This is a genomic window from Wolbachia endosymbiont of Phyllotreta cruciferae (assembly GCF_918697765.1).
Lineage (GTDB): Bacteria > Pseudomonadota > Alphaproteobacteria > Rickettsiales > Anaplasmataceae > Wolbachia > Wolbachia pipientis.
The window spans coordinates 587,023-608,974 of the sequence record NZ_OU953855.1; the positions used below are offsets into that span (position 1 = coordinate 587,023).

Here is a 21,952-nt window from a genome sequence, read left to right on the forward strand (position 1 = left end):
TCTCTTAGGAGTTCTTTTAGTATCCTTCACATCAATTGCATTTTTAATAATTAATGGTATCAACTATGTTTTTTAAAAATTTTTTTATTTGTGTAATTTTGCAAATTATATGGGCAATAAAAACCCGTTTGTCATAGAAATAGAATTTTATATCAAACAGCTACCACAGCAATTTCTGCTTAAGCTAATGAATATGTGCTTTAAGTCTGTGTGGACGCACATATTCATTAGCCAATTTCAGTTACCGTTGTGAAGATTTTTAAGTATGCAAATTAATTGCTTCTTTAAGTCTTGTATTAGCAATTACTATAATTTTACGCATTAGGGCTGTTATAGCCACCATCTTCTTCTTACCACTTTCAACAAGCTTAGAATAAAAGGCGCCAAGTATAGATTTTGACCTTGTAGCAGCCATAGCGGCTGTAAAGAGCTTTGAACGAACGTTACTTCTACCACCTGTAATCCTTCGGTAACCAACAGCTTTACCACTTTCTTTTGGATGCGGTGCAACTCCGGCAAGACTTGCTACTTCTTTTCTATTTAAGTAACCAAGCTCTGGCATTAAACACAAAAAATCTTGTGATAACTTTTTACCTATTCCAGGAACTGTTTTAAGAATTTTTTGGCGTTGTTGTAATTCGCGGCTTTCATCAATAATCTTTTGTATAGTATCATTGAGTTCGTTTATTTGACTATCGAAAAACTCAATGGTCTTTTGACAGCTTTCTTTTATATGATCATTTTCCGGTGCTTCAAGTCTGCATTTTTCTTGAGTTCTCATTTGCGTAATATCATCACGACGTTGACAAAGTGCAGCCAAAGTTGATTGTTCTGTAGAGGTAGGTACAAATAGAGAGATAGTTCTATGGCGTTCAAATCCATATTGAGCAAGAGCTCTTGCATCTAGACTTTGCTAAAGTTCCGTGAGATAAAATAAAGCTTTTTACTTTACGAGTATTAGCTCGATGCACGGCAATATTTTTGTCGGTAAGAAAATGTGATAAGCCAAGCTCATATTTCCCTGTATTTTCTAAAGTCACTAAAGCATTAGGTAGAATATCTGAAAACTCTTGAAATAATTGTTGCCAACCAGAAGCATTATTATCAAATTCGACAGCATTCTTCTGTTTGTGAATTGCAACGACATTTTTAAATTTTCCGATGTCAATGCCAATAAAATTTTGATAAGATGTAACCATAATAAACCTCGATAGTTTTAGTTAATTTAAGATTGTAAACGGGTGCATATATATGTCCCAAGCAACTATTCAAACGTATCGAGAGATAGGGCTAGCGTACCTTGATACCAACGGTTGTAATACCAATTTCCTTTCGGTCGCGCACGCCCGCTATTCCTAGTGAGCAGGGTTATCTTTCTCTCTTATCTCTTTTATATCACGTTTTTAACTTACAATTTCTTCTAATGTACCAATAGCAGTAGGTTTTCTTGCTCCCTTGTTAGCAGGATCTATTTTGAGTCTAGCTGTTAAGAGCATTTATACTAGAAATGGGAAAGAGTTTAATCATCAGACTAATATTTTATTATTGTTTAACTTTGACCAAGAATGCGAAAATTTTTCAAAGAGTGATAGGACTAAATTAAAGTGGCTAAAAAATTCAGTTATTTTGAGCAACACAATCTGTACATCTTTAATGTTTTTCGGTGTGGGATTAGATTTAGTTGCCAACGGCTTTGGTATAACTAACTCTATGATGTTATCCGGCTTATTACTTTCATTACCATTCACGCTTTTAATTGTTACTTCACCTATTTTAAATGCTGCAAGTAATTATATTCTCAAAAAGACAGCTATAAATTCAATTGAGGAGCAATTTAAAGGTGATGATCAGTTTATAGAAGTCGATAACGAAAAGCCAAGCAGTACTATGAGCAATCAAAGTTATTTCCCCATCGGTCAGTTAATATCATCAAAGTTAGCTATTCTCCATAGCGAAGTCTCTAGCTAGGAACAATGAGCCACAGATTAGTATGGTTTTGACGTTTTGGGTAGAGGCTTTTAATATGTGATTTGATATTGCATCGCCAATTGATTCACATTCAACTGCCTTTATTTCTATGTTATTGGCTTTTTCCCTAATCAAATTTGTATTTGTTGCTTTAGGTTCAGACTTAACACAAACCGCACATAGTAGTTTGATATATGGTTTTAAGTGTTCTAAGAACTCTTCTACATTTCTGTTACGAGTAACACCAAAAATTATATAGACACCTTCAGCAAAGTTATCTCTTACCCACTGAGATAGTACTCTAGCACCATCATTATTGTGTGCACCATCTAAAAATAATTGCCAATCTTTCGGTAGTAGGGAAATTAAATTACCTTCTTTTATAGACTCTAGCCGTGCAGGCCAATAAGTGCACTGTAAACCTGAAGTGATATCCTCTTCTCCAATATCAAATTCATACTTTCCACTTAAAATACTACATGCTGCAATAGCATTGCCTGCATTAATCACCTGATGATCACCCTTTAAAGATGGCAAAGGAAATTCTATTGATTGAATAGCTGATTGAAAAACCATTTTGTTGTTCTTTTTTTTGCAATTCCATTCAAGGCCTCCTCTATACAGAGGAGATTTCTTATTTATTGCATGGAATTCTAGTGTATTCATTATAGACTTTTTTTGTGGTGCTATTACACAAGGAATATTAGGTTTCATTATTCCAGCTTTTTCACCTGCTATGGTTTCTACAGTAGGGCCAAGATATTCTGTATGATCAAGTGCAATGGAAGTAATGATTGTTAAAATCGGATTATCTATAACATTTGTTGCATCAAGCCTTCCACCCATACCCACTTCAACTAAAGTTATATCGGCTTTATGACGAGAAAAAGCTAAAAAAGCTGCAATAGTTGCAGCTTCAAACAGAGTGATAGGTTGTTCTGCAATTACGGCACGGCATTCTTCTAACAAGCTATATAATTCATTATCGTCGATATAACTGCCTGCAATAACTATTCTTTCATTAAAATTCACCAAATGTGGAGAAGTGTATGCGTGTACCTTATACCCTGCTGCTTGCATTATATATCTTATAAATGCTAGTGTTGAGCCTTTCCCATTAGTTCCAGCTATATGAATTGCGGGAGGCATTTTTTTCTCGGGGTTATCTAGTTTGCTAAGAAAGCCTTTTATGCGATCAAGAGAAAAATCATTCGGCCTGCTACCAAGTGGCTTAGGCCAATGAGGCATATATATCATAGATTGTTGTTACATTTTAATTCATCTATCACACTTGCTATGCCATGTGTGTCGATTTTTTCACTAAATTGATAACGTTGATTAATAGCAATACTTATTCCACTCATTACAACATCACTTATCAAGAAAGAACTGTTATTTTTAGTAACTTTAAAATCAATATTTGTAAATTCTTCATCACCGTAAGAAAATCTTGTACCAATTAAGCAAGTTTCATCGTCAACTGCTTTTGTACTCATTATGATCATTTCACTATCATGCATGTATTTATATAAAATTTTAACGCACAAACGCGTAAGATACACTTCATACTCTCTTAAAAAATCTTCTTTTTCTTTTTGTTTAACTAAAGCCCAATGTTTCCCTATAACGAATTGTGATATTCCTTTGAGGTTAACATTGTTTTGAATGACCTCCTGAAGCTTTTTTTGCACACATTCCCGGTTTTTTTTATTCTCCTTTGTAGATATACCATCCACTTGTTGCTTCATAGTATGCACAAAAATTTTGTGATCTGTACAATTAGTGTAAGCACTTGAAGAAATTACAATAAAAACAATGATAGTTAAAACTTTAGTAATGTTCATAAGATATATTTATTAGCTATGATACTTAGAATGCAAAGTTTAATAAAGATTAAATAATAATCGCTAGCTTTAATATATCTATAGACACACCTTGTATAAATCATCTACAATTAATTAAGGGTCTGTTCTATGCGTTATGAGTTAAGTTAAATTTCCCGAGCGATAATTTCTAGTCAAGGGAATTGCCTCTGTTAATTTCGTTGAAATTGATACGCGATGCCCACCTTAACTTTAGTCTCAGGAATCTACTAAGGCTGACGGTAGATACGGATCCTATTTTGATTGGTTTAACATTTATGCTTCATCAATACAAAGAACAGGGTGTTTTCCTATGTTTGCCTAATGAAGTATTCCAAATTGTAATTGATGTTGAAAGGTATCCTGATTTTGTTCCTTGGTGCAAAGCCGTTTATATAAAAGAAAAAATTAACAACCAAATGGTTGTGGATCTCCTCGCAGCTTTTCATGGAATTAAAGGTAGATATACATCAGAAGTTACTTCTCTTTCTCCAAGTGGAACAAATGAAGGTTGGATAAAAGCTGTATCATCAAATGGAATATTTAAACATCTATACAATGAATGGCAATTCATTCCCATAGATGAAAATAAAACTATGGTAAAGTTTTATATAGAGTTTAAGTTTAAGTCCAACTCATTTTCCACTTTATTAAACTCAGTATATAAGTATACACAAAGTAAAATAATTGCTGCATTTAAAGATAGGGCTGAAAGCCTTGCTAAACAAAAGTTATCTTGACATTATTAATATAAATGTATAATTTTTTTTAGTAAGTTAAGTGTTTATATTGTAATGATTTTTAGACTATTGTTTTTATTAATTTTCATAAGTGTTAATTCTTATGCAGTTGTTAAGCAAGATTTATCCGATAACCAATACATTCAAAAAAAACCCAATGAAATAACATCAAATGAGCTATTATCGCCATTACCTGATGATAAATTATTAGGAGATCCAAAAGCACCAATTCTAATGATAGAATATGCTTCATTAACTTGTTATCACTGCTCTCTTTTTCATAGGAATGTTTTTCCTAAAATTAAAGAGAAATATATAGACACAGGTAAGATGTTATATATATTTCGTCATTTTCCTTTGGATTACAGAGGGCTAAAGGCTGCAATGCTAAGTCATTGCTACGAAAAACAAGAAGACTACTTTAATTTTAACAAAGCTGTTTTTAACTCAATAGATTCGTGGAATTACTACAATTTAAGTGATTTGACTTTACTACAAAGAATTGCTGCACTAAGCAACTTAAAGCAAGATGCATTTAACCAATGCATTAATGATAAGAAAATAATGGATAAAATCGTAAATGATAAATCACTGGCAATTAATAAACTTGGTATCACAGCCACTCCAATATTTTTCATCAAGCTTAACGATGATAAATCATATATAGAGCATAATAAAGTTAAACATGGAGGGTATAAAGAGCTGAAATATTTCACTAATGTGATAGATAAATTATATGGAAAAGCTATAGTGAAGTAATACCACTGTAGCTTACCATATAAAAGACTCTATGCTGAGTCATTGTTTTTCACTACTGTTTGTTGTTTTTTACGCTCAAACTCTCTTTTTTTACTGTGCCAAGTGTAGTAATACATAGCGATTTTATTCTCTATTAATACTATTGTCCCATCATAAAACTGAACCATATCCATAACTTTTCTCTGAGCTTCATCAAAACGTTCTTTATACTTTTCACGATAAGCTGGATTATGTAGTAACATAACCCCTTCATTCTTGTTAGATTTTTTGTTTAACGTTTCAACTTCACCAGCAATAGTATAAGACATATAACCCCCTCTAATTGATTATAAAAATTATATTTTAAAAAGAGAAATGCGCATAAACAATCCCTTTAATTCTAGCATAATAATCGACTGTTTATTATACTAGTTAACTATAGTACGATATATAATAATTTTTGTCACTTAAAATTTTATACTATGAAATAATAACTTAAAATAAATGTTTTTATTATTTTAAACTATATTATTATATTTATAAATTGTGTATGAATTAAGTCTCCCTAATTTATAATATATGCGTAATAATTTTAGTATAAAATTGTCATACATAAGAAATCTATTTGCAAAAGAATATAAAAAAATAGAAGAATATTGTATTCTTGAAAAAAAGCAACATATTCAAATTGGCCCTGAAGAAGGAAAGCTATTAAGTTTATTTATAAAAATCCAAAAAATCAAAAGTATTGTTGAGATTGGCACGTTATACGGTTACTCGTCGATTTGCATGGCAAAAGCTCTACTAAAAGACGGTCATATATATACAATAGAAAATAATCCTCAACACTCAAGAATAGCAAAAAAAAATTTTAGTGCTTTTAATCTAAGTGATAAAATTACTCTAATAGAAGGCGATGCACTGGAAAAAATTAATGAATTATCAGCAAAAGCACCATTTGACATGATATTTATTGATGCTGACAAAAGTAGTTATCCTAAGTATTTAGATTGGGCAGAGTCATGCATTAAACAAGATGGGCTAATCGTTGCAGATAACACTCTACTGTTTAACACAGTATTTTTAGAATCGCCTCCAAAAGAAGTATCAGAAAAATCATGGCATGCCATGAGGGAGTTTAATAATAGATTATCAGATGAAAAAAAATATTTCTCTATATTGATTCCAACTGATGAAGGAATGACTGTAGCTTTAAAGCTAACATAAGTTAAAAATCAAGGTCAGCATAATGTTTAGGAGGGATTAAACCAGAAATCCTCTCTAATAATATCTCACGAAAACAAGGCTTTGATTTAACAATGGAGTACCATTCTTTTAAAATTTTACTTTTTTCCCATGGAAAACTACTTACATAATCCATTACGGAAATATGCGATGCTAAAGTAATATCAGCTAAAGTGAACTTATCAGTTGCAAGCCAAACGTTCTTGTTAATTAAGTGTTCGATGTATTCCATATGGCAAGGCAGGTTATGCTGAGCTGCATGAAGAAATCTAGAGTCAGGGCTGCGGTTAGTAATTACTTTTTCATTCATAATATACTTAGTAACTTCATTGTAAAATTTGTTATCGAACCAATTGATTAGAGCGCGTATTTTAGACTTAATAATAGTGGATGAACCAAGTAATTTGACGTCGCTATTGTAAGTCTCTTCTATATATTCACAAATGGCATTACTATCCGCTATTACAAAGTTATTATCTATTAACACTGGTACTTGCCCGGTTGGATTGATCTCCATAAATTCATTCCGCTTTTCCCACGGATTTTCATACACTAGATCACAGCCTAATTTTTTTTCTTTTAGAAAAGCTCTAACTTTTCGTGAAAATGGACAAAGAGGAAAATGATATAAAATCATAATGTTCCTCTTTTGTTATACCAATATCCTTTTTTTGTTACTCTATGGCTTGACCTACAACTGTACGAACTTTCTTTGTAGTCCACAGAAGTTTGCGTAGCAGGTAGTGTCATGCAAGTAGCTGACACTGGAATCCAGTTCTTGTTATACAATTGCCTAGTGCGCTCATTTACAGTTAAGTTTTCTGGATCCAAGTAGTCAAGCACTGGGATGACATCCTTTTCGGTAAAAATTGCTCTTATATCACAACATTCATACAGCTGTATGCCTAGGCACTGGGATGACATAAATAAGCGCTGAAATGACATAAATAAACATTGGAGTGACAATCTTGTAGTGACTTGCATGACAACTAACTTTTTGTTTACTTCAAAATAGCACTGCAAAAAATCTGACATATCAAATTATAAAACTAACATAGGATATACCTTGCTAAATAAAAAAAAAAGTATAATATTTTATAAGGTATGCAGGCAAAAACTCTGTAATTTGGTCAGATCAGAAATGAAGCAGCCATATCAGAACCTTTTTGGGTTGCATACCTATTTCATTATTTGTTTTATCCGAGGCTATGAATATAGCATTAAAACATCGTCCTAGTAGCTTCAAAGATCTAGTAGGTCAAGATATATTAGTGCGTGTATTAGAAAATGCTTTTATTTTAAACAAAATCCCACAATCTATACTGCTCTCTGGTAGTAGTGGAGTTGGTAAAACCACCACTGCAAGGATAATAGCTTTATGTTTGAATTGTTCCCTGGGGCCAATTTTTGAACCTTGCGGATCATGTGAAAATTGTCTAGCAATAAAAAATTCAAGCCATCCAGATGTAATTGAAATCGATGCAGCAAGTCACACTAGCATTGACGATATTAAAGTAATCCTGGGAGATATTTGCTATTCACCTATAAGCTCTAAATTCAAAGTCTACATTATAGATGAAGTACACATGCTATCTAGCAGTGCATTTAACGCATTACTTAAAACCCTAGAAGAGCCACCATCTAGTGTAAAGTTCATTTTAGCAACTACGGAAATAAAAAAGATACCAATAACTATTATTGCACGTTGTCAAAGATTTGATTTACACAACATTCCTGTAGCTAAAATAGTGGAACGTTTAAATGATGTTGCACAAAAAGAGAGTTATTCCATTGAAAAGGGAGCATTAGAATTAATTGCACGACACTCTGGAAATTCAATGCGTAACGCCTTGTTTTTGATGAATCAAGCAGTGCTATATAGCAAAGATGGTGCAATATCCACTAAAAATGTGACAGACATACTTGGCCTAGTGGATAAAGATATTATATTCGATCTATTAGGGGCAATATTAGAAGGTGATTTACAGAAAGCTCTATCAGTGTTTGACAAGGCGGTAAAAACAGCAAACCCACTTAGTATTTTTGAAGGTCTATTGCAAACAATTCAGTTAGTATGCCGTTTTTTGATTACAAAAGAGATTGATAATGCAGTTACAGAGCATGAAAAGAATAGGATAAAAGATTTAAGTATAAAGAGATCTTTAATATTTTTTTCGAGATTGTGGAAGATGTTGCTTAAAGGTATTCAAGATATAAAAACTTCAACATGCAACGATGTTGCTGCTGAAATGATGTTAATTAGCCTCTGTTATCTTTCTGATCTGCCTTCTCCGGAACAGGTGGTCAAAAAAATTCTTTCGCAGAATGCACAGCCGGAAAATACGCGTAATGTAAGAAATGAACAGCAACAAAATTATGATTTTGACAAAGTTTTGCAACTATTAAGGCGGAGTAACCAAATTTATCTTTACAAACAACTGTATAATAATCTACAATTAATAGATTGTAAACCTGGATATTTAAAATTAAAAGCTGTATCTAAGTTGGATAGTAATTTTTGCAATGATTTAAAAAATTACTTAAACCAGGTGACTCAGCAAGAGTGGGTTATTGCAGTTGATACAGGTTATATAAACAGGGAAGTGAGTAATTTAAATTATGCACCTGCAGTTAAGGATATCCTTGACACGTTTAAAGGTGCAAAAGTAGTTAATATAGAAAATAAGGAGTAAGTTGTGGATTTTAGTCAAATAATGAAACAAGCGCAAGAGATGCAAAAAAAGCTTGCAGAAGCTCAAGAAAAATATGTTGGAAAAGAGTTTCAAGGTATTTCTGGTGGTGGCAAAGTTTCTGTATTAGTGGAAGTCATAAAAATAGGTAGCTATAAAGCTAAAAAGGTGAACATAGACTTAGAACTTATGAGAAATGAGGAAAAAGATATAGTAGAGGATTTAGTAACAGCAGCGTTTAATGATGCCGTTAAAAAAGCAGAAGAAGATATGGCGAATGCAACTTCTGATCTTGCAGGTATGATGGGTTTACCATCTGGGTTTAAACTTCCTTTTTGAATTTACTACTGAAGTTTCTTTTAGTGTAAGTATTTTTTTTCTAATATTCCCAACGCTAGTGCTTCTTCATATAATGTACCTATACTAGCATAGCCCTACGTCATACCGTGATTCATTCCACAACTGTACAAACATTGCAATATGGCACGATATCACATAGTAAACGATGTCATTCCAGTGCTTGACACTGGAATCCAGCCTTGCCGTAATCTCATCAAGAACGTTGTGCTTTAACATAAAACGGCTACTTTTATGCTTACCAACTTAATAAAATTCCTGGATCCCAGTGGGCTTTGTTGCATCACACTTTATGAGATGGTGATTTATGGTAAATTCATGTAACTATCTCAAATTTAGCCATACCAATATCAGTGAATTTATTAAGCAAATAGCATTTGATTAGCAGTTCTTTTTCTCGATTTATCTCAGATTTATTCCTAAAACTAAATCCGAATATTTGCTTTAATCTTGAGAAAAACCCTTCAATATAAGATCTTTTCCCATAATTTACTTCTTTTTTCCATTCTTTCATGCCATCTTCACCGTATAATTTTATTAACCTAATAGCAGCATTCCTGTCAGACATATAATCTATTTCTGGATGTTCTGCCGCATTGTTTATTGGTGGAATTTTTGTCTTTATATCATATTTGTTACACAACTTATAAAACTTGTGCCTATCACATGCTCTATCTGCATATAGTGCTTTTATGGCATGCTGAAAATCAACTTCTTTTAGCAAATCACAAGCTCCATAGTGATCAGAGTAGACACCGTTACTGTATTTTACAGCTATGGCTTTTTTGTTGTTTATATTCAACATTACGTGCAATTTTCTCGTTTGCTCATAGCCACGATATTTTCTGTCAGTGCTATTTTCCTTGCTGTGACCAGGAGTGTTGTTGTATATACTAATTCCTGTACTGTCTATAGCAATTTCGATATCTTCCATATTATTTTTATCAATTCTGCAATCATTTATCTTAATATTAAGTTTCTTAAACCTTCTTGATGCTTGTGAATAGCTGATAACTGCCAAATCTCTTCCTATTTGTTGCAAATACCCTTTTATAAACCCGACTGTTTGTCTTAAACCAATTCTAAAGAAACTGACGATTATATGCACCAAAATCACAACTTTATCACTATAAATATAGTTGCCGCCCTGCATTTTTGGACAATTCTCGTACCAATTTTCTATGGCGTCATTGATATAACAAAAAATGCTTCCTCTTTCTTGGAGAAATTTGTTATATTCATGGCAGTTACTGACTCTCATTTTTTGTGGCATATTTTTTCTTCAACAGTTAAATGGCTATTTATAATGAATTTTGTCAGTAACTGCCAGTTCTTTTCACTTGAGCGATGCAACAAAGCCCACTGGGATCCAGAAATTTTATTAAGTTGGTAAGCATAAAAGTAGCCGTTTTATGTTAAAATACAACATTTTGATGATTATGAAAAGGCTGGATCCCAGTGTCTGGGCACTGGGATGACACCATCTGCCACGCAAATTGCCTGCAAATTGCAATGTTCGTACAGTTGTGTGGTAGATGCAAGTAGCTGACACTGGGATTTGTTGTGTTTAACAAAAACAAATGTTCGTACAAATATATTCTAGTTATATGATAAAATAAATGAAATTCACATCTTAAAAGGATCATATACATCGATTTCCTTAGAATTACTCTTTTTCAATTTTTCACTTAATAATCTTAAAATAGGCTGTAAATCACCATTAATTGATAAGCACAGCACTTCTTTATTGAGATAATTAGCTAGGTGATTCTTCTTTTCCAGAATTTCTGCTTCCCTCAATAAGTCGCATTTGTTTAATACTACAATCTCTTCTTTTTCAACAAGATCACTATTGTAAAGTTCCAATTCATTATGGATACAATTATAAGCCGAAATAACATCATCATGAGTTACATCGATTAAATGAAGTAAAATTTTACACCTTTCTATGTGCTTTAAAAATTTATGTCCGAGCCCAACTCCAAGGTGAGCATCGGTGATTATTCCAGGAATATCTGCTATTATAACTTCGCTATCATCCACTTTTGTCACACCTAAGTGGGGTCTTACGGTGGTAAATGGATAATCGCCTACTTTTGTATCGGAATTTGAGCAGCGAGTCAAAAATTTTGATTTACCTGCGTTTGGCATGCCAATAATTCCAACGTCCGATAAAACTTTTAGTTTTAATAATACATGTTTTTCTTCGCCAGGCTGACCGTAAGTAAAATGTCTTGGTGCCTTATTAGTAGAAGATTTAAAATTAGTATTTCCAAGTCCACCTTTTCCACCCTGTGCTATTAAAAATTCCATATCAGGCTTGTCAAGATCGACTATTATCTCTTCACTTTCTTCATCAATTATTTGTGCACCAACTGGAACTTTAAGTATAACGTCTTTCCCTGCTGTGCCAGATCTATCCCTGCCTGCACCATTTTTTCCACTATCTGCTTTAATGTGTCTTCTATAACGAAAATGAAGCAAAGTGTTGAGATTAGCGTCGCTGATGAAAACTATGTTTCCACCCTTTCCTCCATTACCACCATTTGGACCACCAAATTCAACGAACTTTTCTCGACGAAAACTTGCACAGCCATCACCACCGTCACCGGCTTTTAAACACAATTTTACTTCGTCTATAAAACCCATGCTAACCCACGATAATATTTAGCATCCTTTCCTAACGTGCTTTCTATTCTCATTAGCTCATTATACTTCGCGAGTCTATCAGAACGCGATAGCGACCCGGTTTTTATTTGCCCGCAATTTGACGCAACTGCTATATGAGATATTGTTGTGTCTTCTGTTTCACCTGAGCGATGAGAAACAACAGCTTTATAGCCATTTGATTTTGCCATTTCAATAGCAGCAAAAGTCTCTGTTAACGTCCCTATTTGATTTGGCTTGATCAGTACAGCATTTGCCATTTTTTCCTCTATTCCTTTGCATATCAGTTCACAATTTGTAACAAACAAATCATCCCCAACCAATTGAATTTTACTCCCCAATTTTGCAGTAAGTAATTTCCAACTTTCGTAATCCTCCTCACTCATTGCATCTTCTATAGAAATTATTGGATATCTTTCCACAAGGTTACAATAGTATTCAGCCAATTCTTCCGAAGTAAGTTCTTTGTTTTCAAATTTGTAAATTCCATCTTCATAAAAAGTAGATGAAGCAACATCAAGGCCTAGTGCAAAATCACTTTGCGCTGAATAACCTGCTGATTCTATAGCGTATATGATCAAATCAAGTGCTTCTTCAGTACTTTCAATATTTGGTGCAAAACCACCTTCATCTCCTACGTTTGTGCTATAACCTTTTTTCTTAAGAATGCTACGTAAGTTGTGGAACACCTCCGCAGACATTCTGATTGCTTCACTGAAAGTCTCGGCACCGACCGGAAGAATCATGAATTCTTGAAAATCGAGCTTATTGTCTGCATGTACTCCACCATTAATTATGTTAATGAGTGGAACCGGCATAACACTCGTCTGCTTTCCTCCCAAATATCTATATAGCGGCATTTTGAAACTGTTTGCTGCTGCTTTTGCAACTGCAAGAGACACACCCAAAGTTGCATTTGCTCCAAGTTTTGATTTGTTTTTTGTTCCATCCAGTTCAATTAATGCTTTATCAATTGCATTTTGGTCCGCTGCATTCATTCCAATGATTTCATCTGCTATTATCCCATTTACAGCTTGAACAGCTTTCAGCACTCCCTTACCACAATACCTTTTCTCATCTTGGTCCCTGAGTTCCAAGGCTTCTAATTTACCGGTTGAAGCTCCAGAAGGTACAGATGCCCTGCCTATTGCACCATCACAGAGCTCAATTTCTACCTCAATAGTGGGGTAACCCCTGCTATCTAAAATTTCTCTTGCAAATACGTTATTGATTATCTTATTCATTACATTAAACCTTAACTTCCGCAATAAGTGCTGCAGTTTCCTTTGCCAATTTAGCTATATTACTACCAGCACCAATAAATAATACTATATCACTTGGACTTGTCGAATTACTAATAAAATGTGAAATGAGCAAAGCATCATTCATAATTTTTGTGTTATTAAATCCATTACTGATTAAAGCTTTTTGTATATCATCAATTCCACAACCAGAAATGGGCTTATCTTCTGGAGGATGAACAGGAGTAAGGATGACATAATCAAACATCATGAAAATTCGTATGAATTCATCAAAAAAATTACGAATGCGAGCAAAACGAAGTGGTTCGATAATTCCTATTACTTTTCCTTTAGTAATTGAACGTGCAGCCGTTAAAGTTGCATATATTTCATTTGGATGATGGGCATAATCCTCAATTAACTTAACACCTTTAATATTGGCAATCAAAGAGAATCTTCTTGCTACTCCTTTGAATTCCAAAAGGCCTTTTTTAATCTCTGCATCGCTAATCCCGAGTTTTATCGCAACTGATATTGCAGCCAAGGCGTTGCTTACTTTGTGAATACCTATTGCGTTTGATAGTACTATGTTTTTTAAAGGGCTGGATCCCAGTGTCACGCACTGGGATGACAGAGGGTGATGGGATGACAGAAGGTGATGGGATGACACCTGCTTTTTTGTCATGCAAGTAGCTGATGCTGGAATCCAGTTGTTCAACACGTCAAATTCTATGCTGTTAGCATGCTGTTTAATGTTGCTGGCTCTTATGCTACCATTCTCAAACCCAAACGTTATAGAATTACTCGCATCATAATCGATGTCTACAGAATCAGGTAAAACTGCAGAACCTGCATTATTCACGAATTGGGAAAATGCATTTTTGATATTATCAAATGTGCCGTAATAATCTATGTGGTCATTGTTGATACTTGTTATGACAGCAATCTTTGCAGGGATTTTTAGCATAGTTCCATCAGACTCATCAGCCTCGATCAGAAAAGTGTCACTCCCTCCAAGTTTGAAGTTGCTCTTATAGGAATTTAATATCCCTCCTACAGTTACAGTCGCATCAATGCCAGAATGATCAAAAATGGAAGCAATCATAGCGGTTGTTGTTGTCTTTCCGCTTGAACCTGAAACCGCTATCACATATTTACCTTTCATAATTTCAGCAAGTATGTCTGATCTATGCAAAACGGTTTTATTGTTATTTTTTGCCGCAATTAACTCCACATTATCAGATTCTATTGCAGAAGAATGTACAACTATTTGAGCTTGGCTTATATTATTAGCATTGTGACCAATAAAAACCTCTATACCTAGCTTTTGTAACTTATTTATATTGTCGTTTGATTGTGCATCACTGCCTTGAACTTTGCAATTGGAATTGTGAAGAATTTCAGCAATGGCACTCATTCCGATTCCACCTATACCAATAATATGTATTATTCCTTTTTGAGTTTTGTTAATATTTAGCAGTAGATGTTTACTCATTACTAAATTTATTATAGTATAATTTAAAATCCTCATAGTATCGAACCCTCTTACCGAATACAATGATAAAAAACCTAACCTTTCTATGTCTAATATTTGGTTTGATAAGTAGCTGCAGTTTTAGCAACAGGTTTAACTGCACTGCAGGTCATTATAAAATTGGCAGCAGCTACACAATAAATGGTATAACTTATTATCCAAAAAACTGTAAACACTATGAAGAGATAGGGACAGCGTCGTGGTATGGAATAGAAGATCATGGCACGCTTACAGCAAATGGTGAAGTGTTTAACCGTCACTTGATCTCTGCAGCGCATAAGACTTTGCCCCTACCCTGCTTTGTTCTTGTCACTAATTTAGAAAATGGAAGAAAGCTTGTTACAAGGGTTAACGATAGAGGACCATTTATTGAAGGTAGAATAATAGACTTATCAGAAAAAGCAGCTCAAGTCTTAGGATTTCATAAATCTGGGCTTGCAAAAGTAAAAGTCCAATACCTAAGAAAGATGTCAGAACAATTGATACAAAATACTCCTTATTACAGAAAGCAGTATGAAAAAGAAATACAGAAACGTCACCCAAAACAAGACAATGCAGAAAGTAAGGGATATGTTGCATTTTTTAAAAGTGCTCAGGCTGCTAAGTCAGCTGCATCAAAGCTTCGCAATCAAGGAATAAAAAATGTTAGATTGCTTTTTAAGAACGATCAATATTGCGTGAAAGTGAGTTATAGGTAGTGGTGAGTGCAGAATTTGAAAGATTTGGTTAATGTAAGGAACGCTGGCTAACTATTGTAAGTTAAAAATGTGATATAAAAAAGATATCAACAATTTATAGCTATACCACCGCGATATCTCTTAGCCGCTAACACGTAGCGGAATGACGAGCTTATCGTCACGCCACCGCTAACCGTCATACCGCGATTTATTCGCGGTATCTCAGCCGCTAACAAGTAGCGGGATGACGAGCTTATCGTCATGCCACCGCGAACCGTCATGCCGCGATTCATTCGCGGTATCTCAGCAGCTAACAAGTAGCAGAATGACAGCAATCCTACGTCATACCGTCACGGTATCTCTAGATCCCGCTAACAAGTAGCGGGATACTTGACCTTTACAGGAATGACAGTTGTCGTTTAGCTATAAATGTTAAGAAATTTACCAAATAAAAAAAAAGGCAAAGAAACCCTAGGGTAGCTAGTATTCAAATTCTCCCTTGTCTATTTGACGTCTTTTACTGTCTTAAACACTTTATAAGCGCGTTTCGGCTTGTATAGGTAGAAACCTAAAAGTTTTATAAAGACATGAGGTGCACATAGTGCAAAAAATTAAGCATGACTTACGCCAAATACATTAAGTTTTTTGTCATTAATCCACTGCAGAGATTGCGAAGATAAATAAATAGCTTCAGTTTCATGATAAGAGGGCTGGCGGAGTTTGTCAAGTAAGTTTTTCGTTTCATCCAATGCGCTGCCAAAAGTTTGTTATGCAAGAATGCACTAGCCATTTCTCACAGATTCATTTAAACTTAATCAAGTAGGAGTATTATTAACGCGAAAAGAGTTTAATTAGAGATTTAAGTGATATGGCGCGTGAGGAAGATATAAACCAATTAGTAGAAAATGGATTTGATATTAACTCAAAAGATGCAAGTGGAATCACTCTCTTGCATAAGTTCACAAAAGAAGGCGATTTAGTTGGAGTAAAGTCATTACTAGAGCACGAAGCTGATTTCAATGTCGTAGACAACGAAAATAGAAACCCTCTGCATTACGCCATTATGCATGGACACAAGAAAGTTGCTAAACTTTTTGTTAACCAACTGACAATTAATTCCAAGGATAAAAATGGATTCACTCCACTGCACCTTGCTGCACTACAAGATGACACGGAATTAATAGATTTTTTGATAACAAAAGGCGCAAAAATTAATGAAAAAGATGTCAAAGAGGGCTATACTCCTCTTCATATAGCTTCACTATACGGTTCTAAAAAAAGTGTTCAAATTTTAATTGATAGCGGAGCAAATCTCGAATGTGAAGATAACAATTTTCGTACTCCTTTGTTTTTAACCATTTATCAATGCACCGCACATTATGACAGCAGAGCAGAAATTATAGAATATCTGATAAAGAAAGGTGCAAATATAGAAGCCAAAGATGCAGAAAATAACACTACGCTTTTCCTAGCAGCGTATAACAACAAAATGCAAATAGTAAAACTTATTGCAAAAAAACAGCAAGCAAGTAACGATAAAATTAAACTTAAAGAGTTTTTTTGCACAAAAAACAACCATGGTTTTGATGCGTTAGATTGCGCTATTGAGCATAATAATAGAAAAATGGTAACATTTCTTGTTTCAAAGGGAATAGAAGCAAACGATCAAGATTTTAATGGTAACGCTAGGCTGCATAAAGCTAGCCATAATGGTAACACTAAAACAGTTAAGCTCTTATTGAAGCTTAAGGTAAACGTTAATGCTGTTACTAAATGTAACAGAACTCCCTTGCTACTCGCAGTTAAAAAAGGCCATACACAAATTGTGAAAATGTTATTGGAAGTTAGAGCCAATATGAACATTTGTGAGCAACAAGGTTTTGCACCTCTACATCTTGCTGTTCAAAAGGATTATTTTGATATAGCTCAGTTGTTAACAGAAAAAGGTGCAGACCTTAACATTAAGTGCAATAACGGTCATACCGCAATAGATATGTTCATTAGCAAGGCTCATAGCAAAAAAAACATCGAAGAAAATTACAAAAAATTTTGTAGATTTTTGATGCTTTACCTGAAAGAGCTACATAGTAAACACAAAGCCTGTTGTATACTTTCAACCCTAGCTCTAAGCTTAACAATTATAGGCTTACCATTTATTTTCAAGCCTATTATTAAATACAGAGAAAGAAGTAAAATATATAAAAAAATTAGGGCTATGCTGGTCTACATTTAAGTACAAGAAGAGTATACAAAAAATACATAGCCAAAGCTAATACACGACAATTATCTGCTCGATGAAAATGAGATTAAATACATTTTTAATATTTTTATAGAAATCTATTAGTATAGATTTTGTATGCTGTTCTAATGGCTATTTTTAAATGCTTAATACTCCTCTTCATTATTTCTTGCACACATCTACCTACCAAGCAATATCCTATTAACATAGACAATTATAAGCACGATTATCCGTTGCAACAATATAACACCTCTTTGGAGATTAATGAACCGGCAATACCAGAAATTATGCCTTTACCAATAGAGTTTCCCGATCTCACAATCAGTAATCAGCTTATTTCTATTAATGTTAGTGAAGAAGTATCAGTAAAGGATTTGCTGATTGAGATAGGAAAACTTTCTGACGTTAACTTGGATATGGACCCAAAAATATCAGGTAATATTATTTTAAAGCTAAAAGATAAGGATATAAACGAAGTAATTCAGAGTATAGCAAATAGCGCCAAACTGCGTTACTCAACAAGTAATGGTGTAATTAGAATTGAGCAGGACTTGCCATACGCACAAAATTATTACGTAGACTTCATCAATATTCAACATTCTGCTCAAAGCAGTTTCGTCATTAATAACAATATTACTAACAGTGATGGAAGTAACGTTGATAGGGACTATAACAATGTTATGAAGTCTCAATACAGTAGTGACTTATGGAATTCATTAGAAAAAGGCTTGAATGCAATAATGGATGTTAACGGGGTGGATGATGGCGAATTCCTTTCATCCAACAGAGAAGCTGGTGTTATTATTTTGAATGCTAGAAAAGATATCCACAAAGCTGTTGAAGAATATATTAATAAGGTTAAGAAGTTAGCGTCTTCTCAAGTAATGATAGAGGCAAAAATAGTTGAAGTTGTGCTAGATGACAAATACCTTTCTGGTATGAACTTAAATGACTTACAAGATGGAACTAAGTCTATAATAAATCAAGATAACTCCATTATTAACCTAGCAATGAACTTTGGTGCAAATGATCTAGGAGATTTAGTAAAAAATTTAGACAAATTTGGCACTTCAACTGTAATTTCAAGCCCCAGAGTACATGCTATAAATAATCAGCAAGCGATGATTTCATTTACTAAAAACCATATTTATTTTACCTCCGATATACAAAAAGATACTAGAAACTCTAATCAGACCTTAATTACCAAGATGAATAGCGTCCCAATAGGTGTTGTGCTAATAATCCACCCAAGCATTAACATTGATACTAGTGAAATATTCATGGATATACATCCAACTTTATCAAGAATTAACGGCTACACTAAAGATCCAGATATAGAGTACGTCGCACAGCAGAGTAAAATGAAATTAAATAGCAACATTCCAATTGTTGAAATCAGAGAAATGAACTCTATGTTAAAAATTAAGAGCGGTGAAATTATGGTAATCGGCGGGCTTATAGAACATAGAGAAGATAAGCAAAGCTTATTGCATCAGAAATCAAAAAGGCTAGCGAATAATATTAGAACAGTAGAAACTGTCATTTTTTTAAAAGCAACAATCGTACCAACATTTGGTTTGTTAGATAGAAAAGATAAGAATTTATATATATATTAAATTATCACTAAAAATTAAATATCAAACCAACTTCAATATTGTGAGTAGATATGTCATCTGCAACAGGTATCGGAACGCTAAAGTAACGATAGCCGAGAAAGGTTTTGATTTTTGGGATTATTGAATAATCAACACCAAGTTTTATTTGATAAGCAAACCAAGGAACATTCAGTGGCATTGAATTTTGGGGTGACCCATTAATCCTTTTTAATCTAAAAACTGTTGGTCCTATACCAAGACCGATGTACGGAGCAAATTGTGTATCCTGAACGCTGGGATTATAATAGAAGTTTAACAAAAACGCAAATATACTTGCTGATTTATCAAATACCGGAGGAGAATTACTATCTTCAATATTGGCTATAGAATACGCGGCTTCAAAATCAATTTTACCATTTTCTCCAGCATAGTAACCTAAAGACATGCTGCTAAACCACTGGAAATCAATTTTACCATCAAATTGCTGTATACTTTTAATTTCATCTGCCACTATATTTTTTATTATAAAACCATAATGACTTTCAACTAAAGTTAGGACTCTCTCCCCTATTGCCTTTATACCCTTTACAAATGTTTCTGAATTATCATGGTATACCTTACCACCGTTAGCGCTAACATAAAAATCAAGTTTTTTTGATTTTTCTTTTGTAGGCTCAGCTTGATCTGCAATACGTGACCACATATTTTTCTGATCAGCTACTTGGAGAATAGAAGGTTGTTCAATAGGACTATTTTCAGGTTCTTGATATTTTAAATCCTCTGTTAGTACTTCTTTTTCAGTAACCTCTTTAGAATGCATTACATCTTCATTATTGTCCGTTTCTAGTTTTAAGAGTTGTGTTCCAATAACTTGTTCAACGTGTACATAATTACCGATATAAGTAATAAAAAAATAGACACATGAAATTAAAATCAAAAATAAAGTAATAGATCTTTTAGTTATCACAAATGAACCCATAATTATCATTTATAGTATAACCATCATATCATATATTTCTTTAATGTACAAAAATTAAGAAAGAGTATTTCCAATTAAATAATTATTCTCTACGCCTGTAACATTAACTTTCACAATACTTTTAGCTTGTGCTCTTGATTCAAGCTTTATTAATGCAAAATTTTCTGCTCTACCGACATTATTTTGCTCAACCAGAACACTTTGCTTAGTGTTGATCAAGGATTGACAAAAACTGCTCATCATTTCTCTATTCATTTCTCTTAAATTTTTTACTCGTTCTTTACGCACATTCTCTGGTACTTGTGGCATTCGTGCAGCAGGTGTATTTTTCCGCTCTGAATATGGAAAAGCATGTAGGTAAACTATATTTGTTTTTTTCAGTAAATCAACTGTATCCTGAAACATTTCATCAGTTTCTGTTGGAAATCCAGCAATAATATCAGCGCCAAATGCTATATTAGGCCTCAAGCTCTTCATTTTATGACAAAATTCTATCACTTGTTCTCTGTTGTGACGACGCTTCATTCTCTTTAGTATTAAATTATTACCAGATTGTAGACTCAAATGTAAATGAGGCATAAGTCTTGACTCATTAGCTATTAAATCCATTAATTCGTCGTCAACTTCAGCAACATCGATAGAGGAAAGTCTTAGCCTCTTCAACTCTGGTATATCCTTTAAAACTCTCCTAATCATTGAACCAAGTGATGGCTTACCCAACAAATCTGTACCAAAGTCAGTAATATCAACCCCTGTAAACACTACTTCTTGATATCCATTTTCTACAAAGATCCTGATTTGCTCTATAATACTGTTTATTGGCACAGATCGATTATTCCCCCTTGCCTCAGTAATTGAACAAAATGTGCAGCTATGATTACAACCATTTTGAATTTCAATAAATGCCCTTGACTTATCTTCAAATCCATTAATTAGAACAGGTTCTACTTGGTTATCACTGACCAAGATTTTATCGTCATTTAGTAAGTAATTTTCAGCTTTTAGCTTATCTTGATTACCGAGCACTTTACTTACACCAGGAATGCTACTGTAAACTTCTGGATCCAACTGAACAGCACAACCAACTACGATAATTTCTTTATTTGGATCATTTTTGTAAATCTTACGTATCTTTTGCTTTACCTGACGTTCTGCTTCGTTTGTCACTGCACAGCTATGCACCACAACAACATTTTCTCTCTTTGCTTTTTTTAATGCTTCTTTGATTAACTCGCTCTCGTAAAAATTTAGACGACAACCAAATGTTATCACTTCATTCATGTTAGTATTTTTTGCTTTAATAGACCTAAATTATATCAAATATCCAAGCAAAGTCTCTTGCATGACTATTTTTTTGTAAATAAATGCTATGCAAGCAGCAGACACTGGGATCTCAACGATTTTCACTCAGACACAGTAT

19 protein-coding genes, 2 other RNA genes and 2 pseudogenes are annotated in these 21,952 nt (G+C 33.7%); 11 read left to right on the top strand and 12 right to left on the bottom strand.

What is annotated here, in order from left to right:
• Positions 1–259: 259 nt before the first annotated feature.
• Positions 260–1,199 (bottom strand): annotated as a pseudogene (locus NL281_RS02755) (IS110 family RNA-guided transposase).
• Between the two features lie 256 nt (positions 1,200–1,455).
• Here NL281_RS02755 and NL281_RS02760 point away from each other — a divergent pair.
• The gene (locus NL281_RS02760) at positions 1,456–1,968 is read left to right on the top strand and encodes a hypothetical protein (protein ID WP_246484378.1); all 513 of its coding nucleotides are present in this window, start codon (positions 1,456–1,458) and stop codon (positions 1,966–1,968) included.
• Here NL281_RS02760 and NL281_RS02765 read toward each other — a convergent pair.
• Positions 1,936–3,225 carry a bifunctional folylpolyglutamate synthase/dihydrofolate synthase gene (locus NL281_RS02765; protein ID WP_253303576.1) on the bottom strand — a complete coding sequence of 430 codons (1,290 nt, stop codon included), beginning with the start codon at positions 3,223–3,225 and terminating at the stop codon, positions 1,936–1,938. The two genes, NL281_RS02760 and NL281_RS02765, sit on opposite strands and share 33 nt — an antisense overlap.
• Positions 3,222–3,812, bottom strand: a complete 591-nt coding sequence (locus tag NL281_RS02770) for an MlaC/ttg2D family ABC transporter substrate-binding protein (RefSeq protein WP_182321265.1) — start codon at positions 3,810–3,812, stop codon at positions 3,222–3,224. Before NL281_RS02770 ends, NL281_RS02765 begins: the two co-directional genes overlap by 4 nt.
• Before the next feature lie 116 nt (positions 3,813–3,928).
• On the opposite strand from NL281_RS02770, the gene ssrS reads away from it, so the two are divergent.
• The 3 genes from ssrS to NL281_RS02785 all read left to right on the top strand — a co-directional run bounded on the left by ssrS (position 3,929) and on the right by NL281_RS02785 (position 5,329).
• Positions 3,929–4,089: non-coding RNA, 6S RNA (gene ssrS, locus NL281_RS02775), on the top strand.
• A 19-nt stretch (positions 4,090–4,108) separates the two neighbouring features.
• The gene (locus NL281_RS02780) at positions 4,109–4,570 is read left to right on the top strand and encodes a type II toxin-antitoxin system RatA family toxin (RefSeq protein WP_010963012.1); all 462 of its coding nucleotides are present in this window, start codon (positions 4,109–4,111) and stop codon (positions 4,568–4,570) included.
• 54 nt (positions 4,571–4,624) lie between these two features.
• Positions 4,625–5,329, top strand: coding sequence for a DsbA family protein (locus tag NL281_RS02785; RefSeq protein WP_065094498.1), 705 nt, complete (start codon positions 4,625–4,627; stop codon positions 5,327–5,329).
• A gap of 29 nt (positions 5,330–5,358) precedes the next feature.
• Here NL281_RS02785 and NL281_RS02790 read toward each other — a convergent pair whose 3' ends face one another.
• On the bottom strand, positions 5,359–5,637 hold the full coding sequence (locus NL281_RS02790; protein ID WP_006279425.1) for a DUF2671 domain-containing protein: 279 nt from the start codon (positions 5,635–5,637) through the stop codon (positions 5,359–5,361).
• A 250-nt stretch (positions 5,638–5,887) separates the two neighbouring features.
• Between NL281_RS02790 and NL281_RS02795 the strand changes: the two genes are divergently transcribed.
• Positions 5,888–6,535 (top strand): O-methyltransferase, encoded by a 648-nt coding sequence (locus tag NL281_RS02795; RefSeq protein ID WP_253303577.1) that lies wholly within the window; start codon positions 5,888–5,890, stop codon positions 6,533–6,535.
• A 1-nt stretch (position 6,536) separates the two neighbouring features.
• Here the strand turns inward: NL281_RS02795 and NL281_RS02800 are convergent, their stop codons facing one another.
• Both NL281_RS02800 and NL281_RS08670 read right to left on the bottom strand, forming a co-directional pair.
• The gene (locus NL281_RS02800) at positions 6,537–7,190 is read right to left on the bottom strand and encodes a glutathione S-transferase family protein (protein WP_065094500.1); all 654 of its coding nucleotides are present in this window, start codon (positions 7,188–7,190) and stop codon (positions 6,537–6,539) included.
• 107 nt (positions 7,191–7,297) lie between these two features.
• A pseudogene (locus NL281_RS08670) lies at positions 7,298–7,414 on the bottom strand (WPE palindromic element domain-containing protein); the annotation flags it as partial.
• Between the two features lie 232 nt (positions 7,415–7,646).
• On the opposite strand from NL281_RS08670, the gene ffs reads away from it, so the two are divergent.
• The 3 genes from ffs (at position 7,647) to NL281_RS02820 (ending at position 9,582) form a co-directional block, all read left to right on the top strand.
• Positions 7,647–7,746: signal recognition particle sRNA small type (ffs, locus tag NL281_RS02810), an RNA gene on the top strand.
• 15 nt (positions 7,747–7,761) lie between these two features.
• Complete coding sequence (dnaX, locus tag NL281_RS02815) at positions 7,762–9,246, top strand: DNA polymerase III subunit gamma/tau (protein ID WP_253303579.1); 1,485 nt, start codon at positions 7,762–7,764, stop codon at positions 9,244–9,246.
• Between the two features lie 3 nt (positions 9,247–9,249).
• Positions 9,250–9,582 (top strand): YbaB/EbfC family nucleoid-associated protein, encoded by a 333-nt coding sequence (locus tag NL281_RS02820; RefSeq protein ID WP_010963017.1) that lies wholly within the window; start codon positions 9,250–9,252, stop codon positions 9,580–9,582.
• A gap of 334 nt (positions 9,583–9,916) precedes the next feature.
• Here NL281_RS02820 and NL281_RS02825 read toward each other — a convergent pair whose 3' ends face one another.
• The 4 genes from NL281_RS02825 to murC all read right to left on the bottom strand — a co-directional run bounded on the left by NL281_RS02825 (position 9,917) and on the right by murC (position 15,039).
• Complete coding sequence (locus NL281_RS02825; RefSeq protein ID WP_253303014.1) at positions 9,917–10,873, bottom strand: IS5 family transposase; 957 nt, start codon at positions 10,871–10,873, stop codon at positions 9,917–9,919.
• A 353-nt stretch (positions 10,874–11,226) separates the two neighbouring features.
• Complete coding sequence (cgtA, locus tag NL281_RS02830) at positions 11,227–12,249, bottom strand: Obg family GTPase CgtA (protein WP_253303580.1); 1,023 nt, start codon at positions 12,247–12,249, stop codon at positions 11,227–11,229.
• Positions 12,237–13,511: a phosphopyruvate hydratase gene (eno, locus tag NL281_RS02835; RefSeq protein WP_253303581.1), complete on the bottom strand. Its 1,275-nt coding sequence runs from the start codon at positions 13,509–13,511 to the stop codon at positions 12,237–12,239. Before eno ends, cgtA begins: the two co-directional genes overlap by 13 nt.
• Positions 13,512–13,515: 4 nt before the next feature.
• Positions 13,516–15,039 carry a UDP-N-acetylmuramate--L-alanine ligase gene (gene murC, locus NL281_RS02840; RefSeq protein ID WP_253303582.1) on the bottom strand — a complete coding sequence of 508 codons (1,524 nt, stop codon included), beginning with the start codon at positions 15,037–15,039 and terminating at the stop codon, positions 13,516–13,518.
• 26 nt (positions 15,040–15,065) lie between these two features.
• Here murC and NL281_RS02845 point away from each other — a divergent pair, with 26 nt between their 5' ends.
• From NL281_RS02845 to NL281_RS02855, 3 genes are all read left to right on the top strand, one after another.
• A complete protein-coding gene (locus NL281_RS02845; RefSeq protein ID WP_320157037.1) occupies positions 15,066–15,740 on the top strand; it encodes a septal ring lytic transglycosylase RlpA family protein in 675 nt (224 codons plus the stop codon).
• Positions 15,741–16,587: 847 nt separating this feature from the next.
• Positions 16,588–17,952 carry an ankyrin repeat domain-containing protein gene (locus NL281_RS02850; protein WP_155968480.1) on the top strand — a complete coding sequence of 455 codons (1,365 nt, stop codon included), beginning with the start codon at positions 16,588–16,590 and terminating at the stop codon, positions 17,950–17,952.
• Between the two features lie 134 nt (positions 17,953–18,086).
• Complete coding sequence (locus NL281_RS02855) at positions 18,087–19,574, top strand: type II secretion system protein GspD (protein WP_253303584.1); 1,488 nt, start codon at positions 18,087–18,089, stop codon at positions 19,572–19,574.
• 7 nt (positions 19,575–19,581) lie between these two features.
• Here NL281_RS02855 and NL281_RS02860 read toward each other — a convergent pair whose 3' ends face one another.
• Positions 19,582–20,520, bottom strand: coding sequence for an outer membrane protein (locus NL281_RS02860; RefSeq protein ID WP_253303585.1), 939 nt, complete (start codon positions 20,518–20,520; stop codon positions 19,582–19,584).
• Positions 20,521–20,586: 66 nt separating this feature from the next.
• Entirely contained in the window at positions 20,587–21,813 is a 1,227-nt protein-coding gene (gene mtaB, locus NL281_RS02865) for a tRNA (N(6)-L-threonylcarbamoyladenosine(37)-C(2))-methylthiotransferase MtaB (protein ID WP_253303586.1), read from the bottom strand.
• Between the last annotated feature and the right edge of the window lie 139 nt (positions 21,814–21,952).

Coding starts and splice junctions, on each gene's coding strand:
- NL281_RS02765 (WP_253303576.1), bottom strand. CDS start 3,225: ATGATATATATGCCTCATTGGCCTAAGCCACTTGGTAGCAGGCCGAAT.
- NL281_RS02770 (WP_182321265.1), bottom strand. CDS start 3,812: ATGAACATTACTAAAGTTTTAACTATCATTGTTTTTATTGTAATTTCT.
- NL281_RS02780 (WP_010963012.1), top strand. CDS start 4,109: ATGCTTCATCAATACAAAGAACAGGGTGTTTTCCTATGTTTGCCTAAT.
- NL281_RS02785 (WP_065094498.1), top strand. CDS start 4,625: ATGATTTTTAGACTATTGTTTTTATTAATTTTCATAAGTGTTAATTCT.
- NL281_RS02790 (WP_006279425.1), bottom strand. CDS start 5,637: ATGTCTTATACTATTGCTGGTGAAGTTGAAACGTTAAACAAAAAATCT.
- NL281_RS02795 (WP_253303577.1), top strand. CDS start 5,888: ATGCGTAATAATTTTAGTATAAAATTGTCATACATAAGAAATCTATTT.
- NL281_RS02800 (WP_065094500.1), bottom strand. CDS start 7,190: ATGATTTTATATCATTTTCCTCTTTGTCCATTTTCACGAAAAGTTAGA.
- dnaX (WP_253303579.1), top strand. CDS start 7,762: ATGAATATAGCATTAAAACATCGTCCTAGTAGCTTCAAAGATCTAGTA.
- NL281_RS02825 (WP_253303014.1), bottom strand. CDS start 10,873: ATGCCACAAAAAATGAGAGTCAGTAACTGCCATGAATATAACAAATTT.
- cgtA (WP_253303580.1), bottom strand. CDS start 12,249: ATGGGTTTTATAGACGAAGTAAAATTGTGTTTAAAAGCCGGTGACGGT.
- eno (WP_253303581.1), bottom strand. CDS start 13,511: ATGAATAAGATAATCAATAACGTATTTGCAAGAGAAATTTTAGATAGC.
- murC (WP_253303582.1), bottom strand. CDS start 15,039: ATGAGGATTTTAAATTATACTATAATAAATTTAGTAATGAGTAAACAT.
- NL281_RS02845 (WP_320157037.1), top strand. CDS start 15,066: ATGATAAAAAACCTAACCTTTCTATGTCTAATATTTGGTTTGATAAGT.
- NL281_RS02850 (WP_155968480.1), top strand. CDS start 16,588: ATGGCGCGTGAGGAAGATATAAACCAATTAGTAGAAAATGGATTTGAT.
- NL281_RS02855 (WP_253303584.1), top strand. CDS start 18,087: ATGGCTATTTTTAAATGCTTAATACTCCTCTTCATTATTTCTTGCACA.
- mtaB (WP_253303586.1), bottom strand. CDS start 21,813: ATGAATGAAGTGATAACATTTGGTTGTCGTCTAAATTTTTACGAGAGC.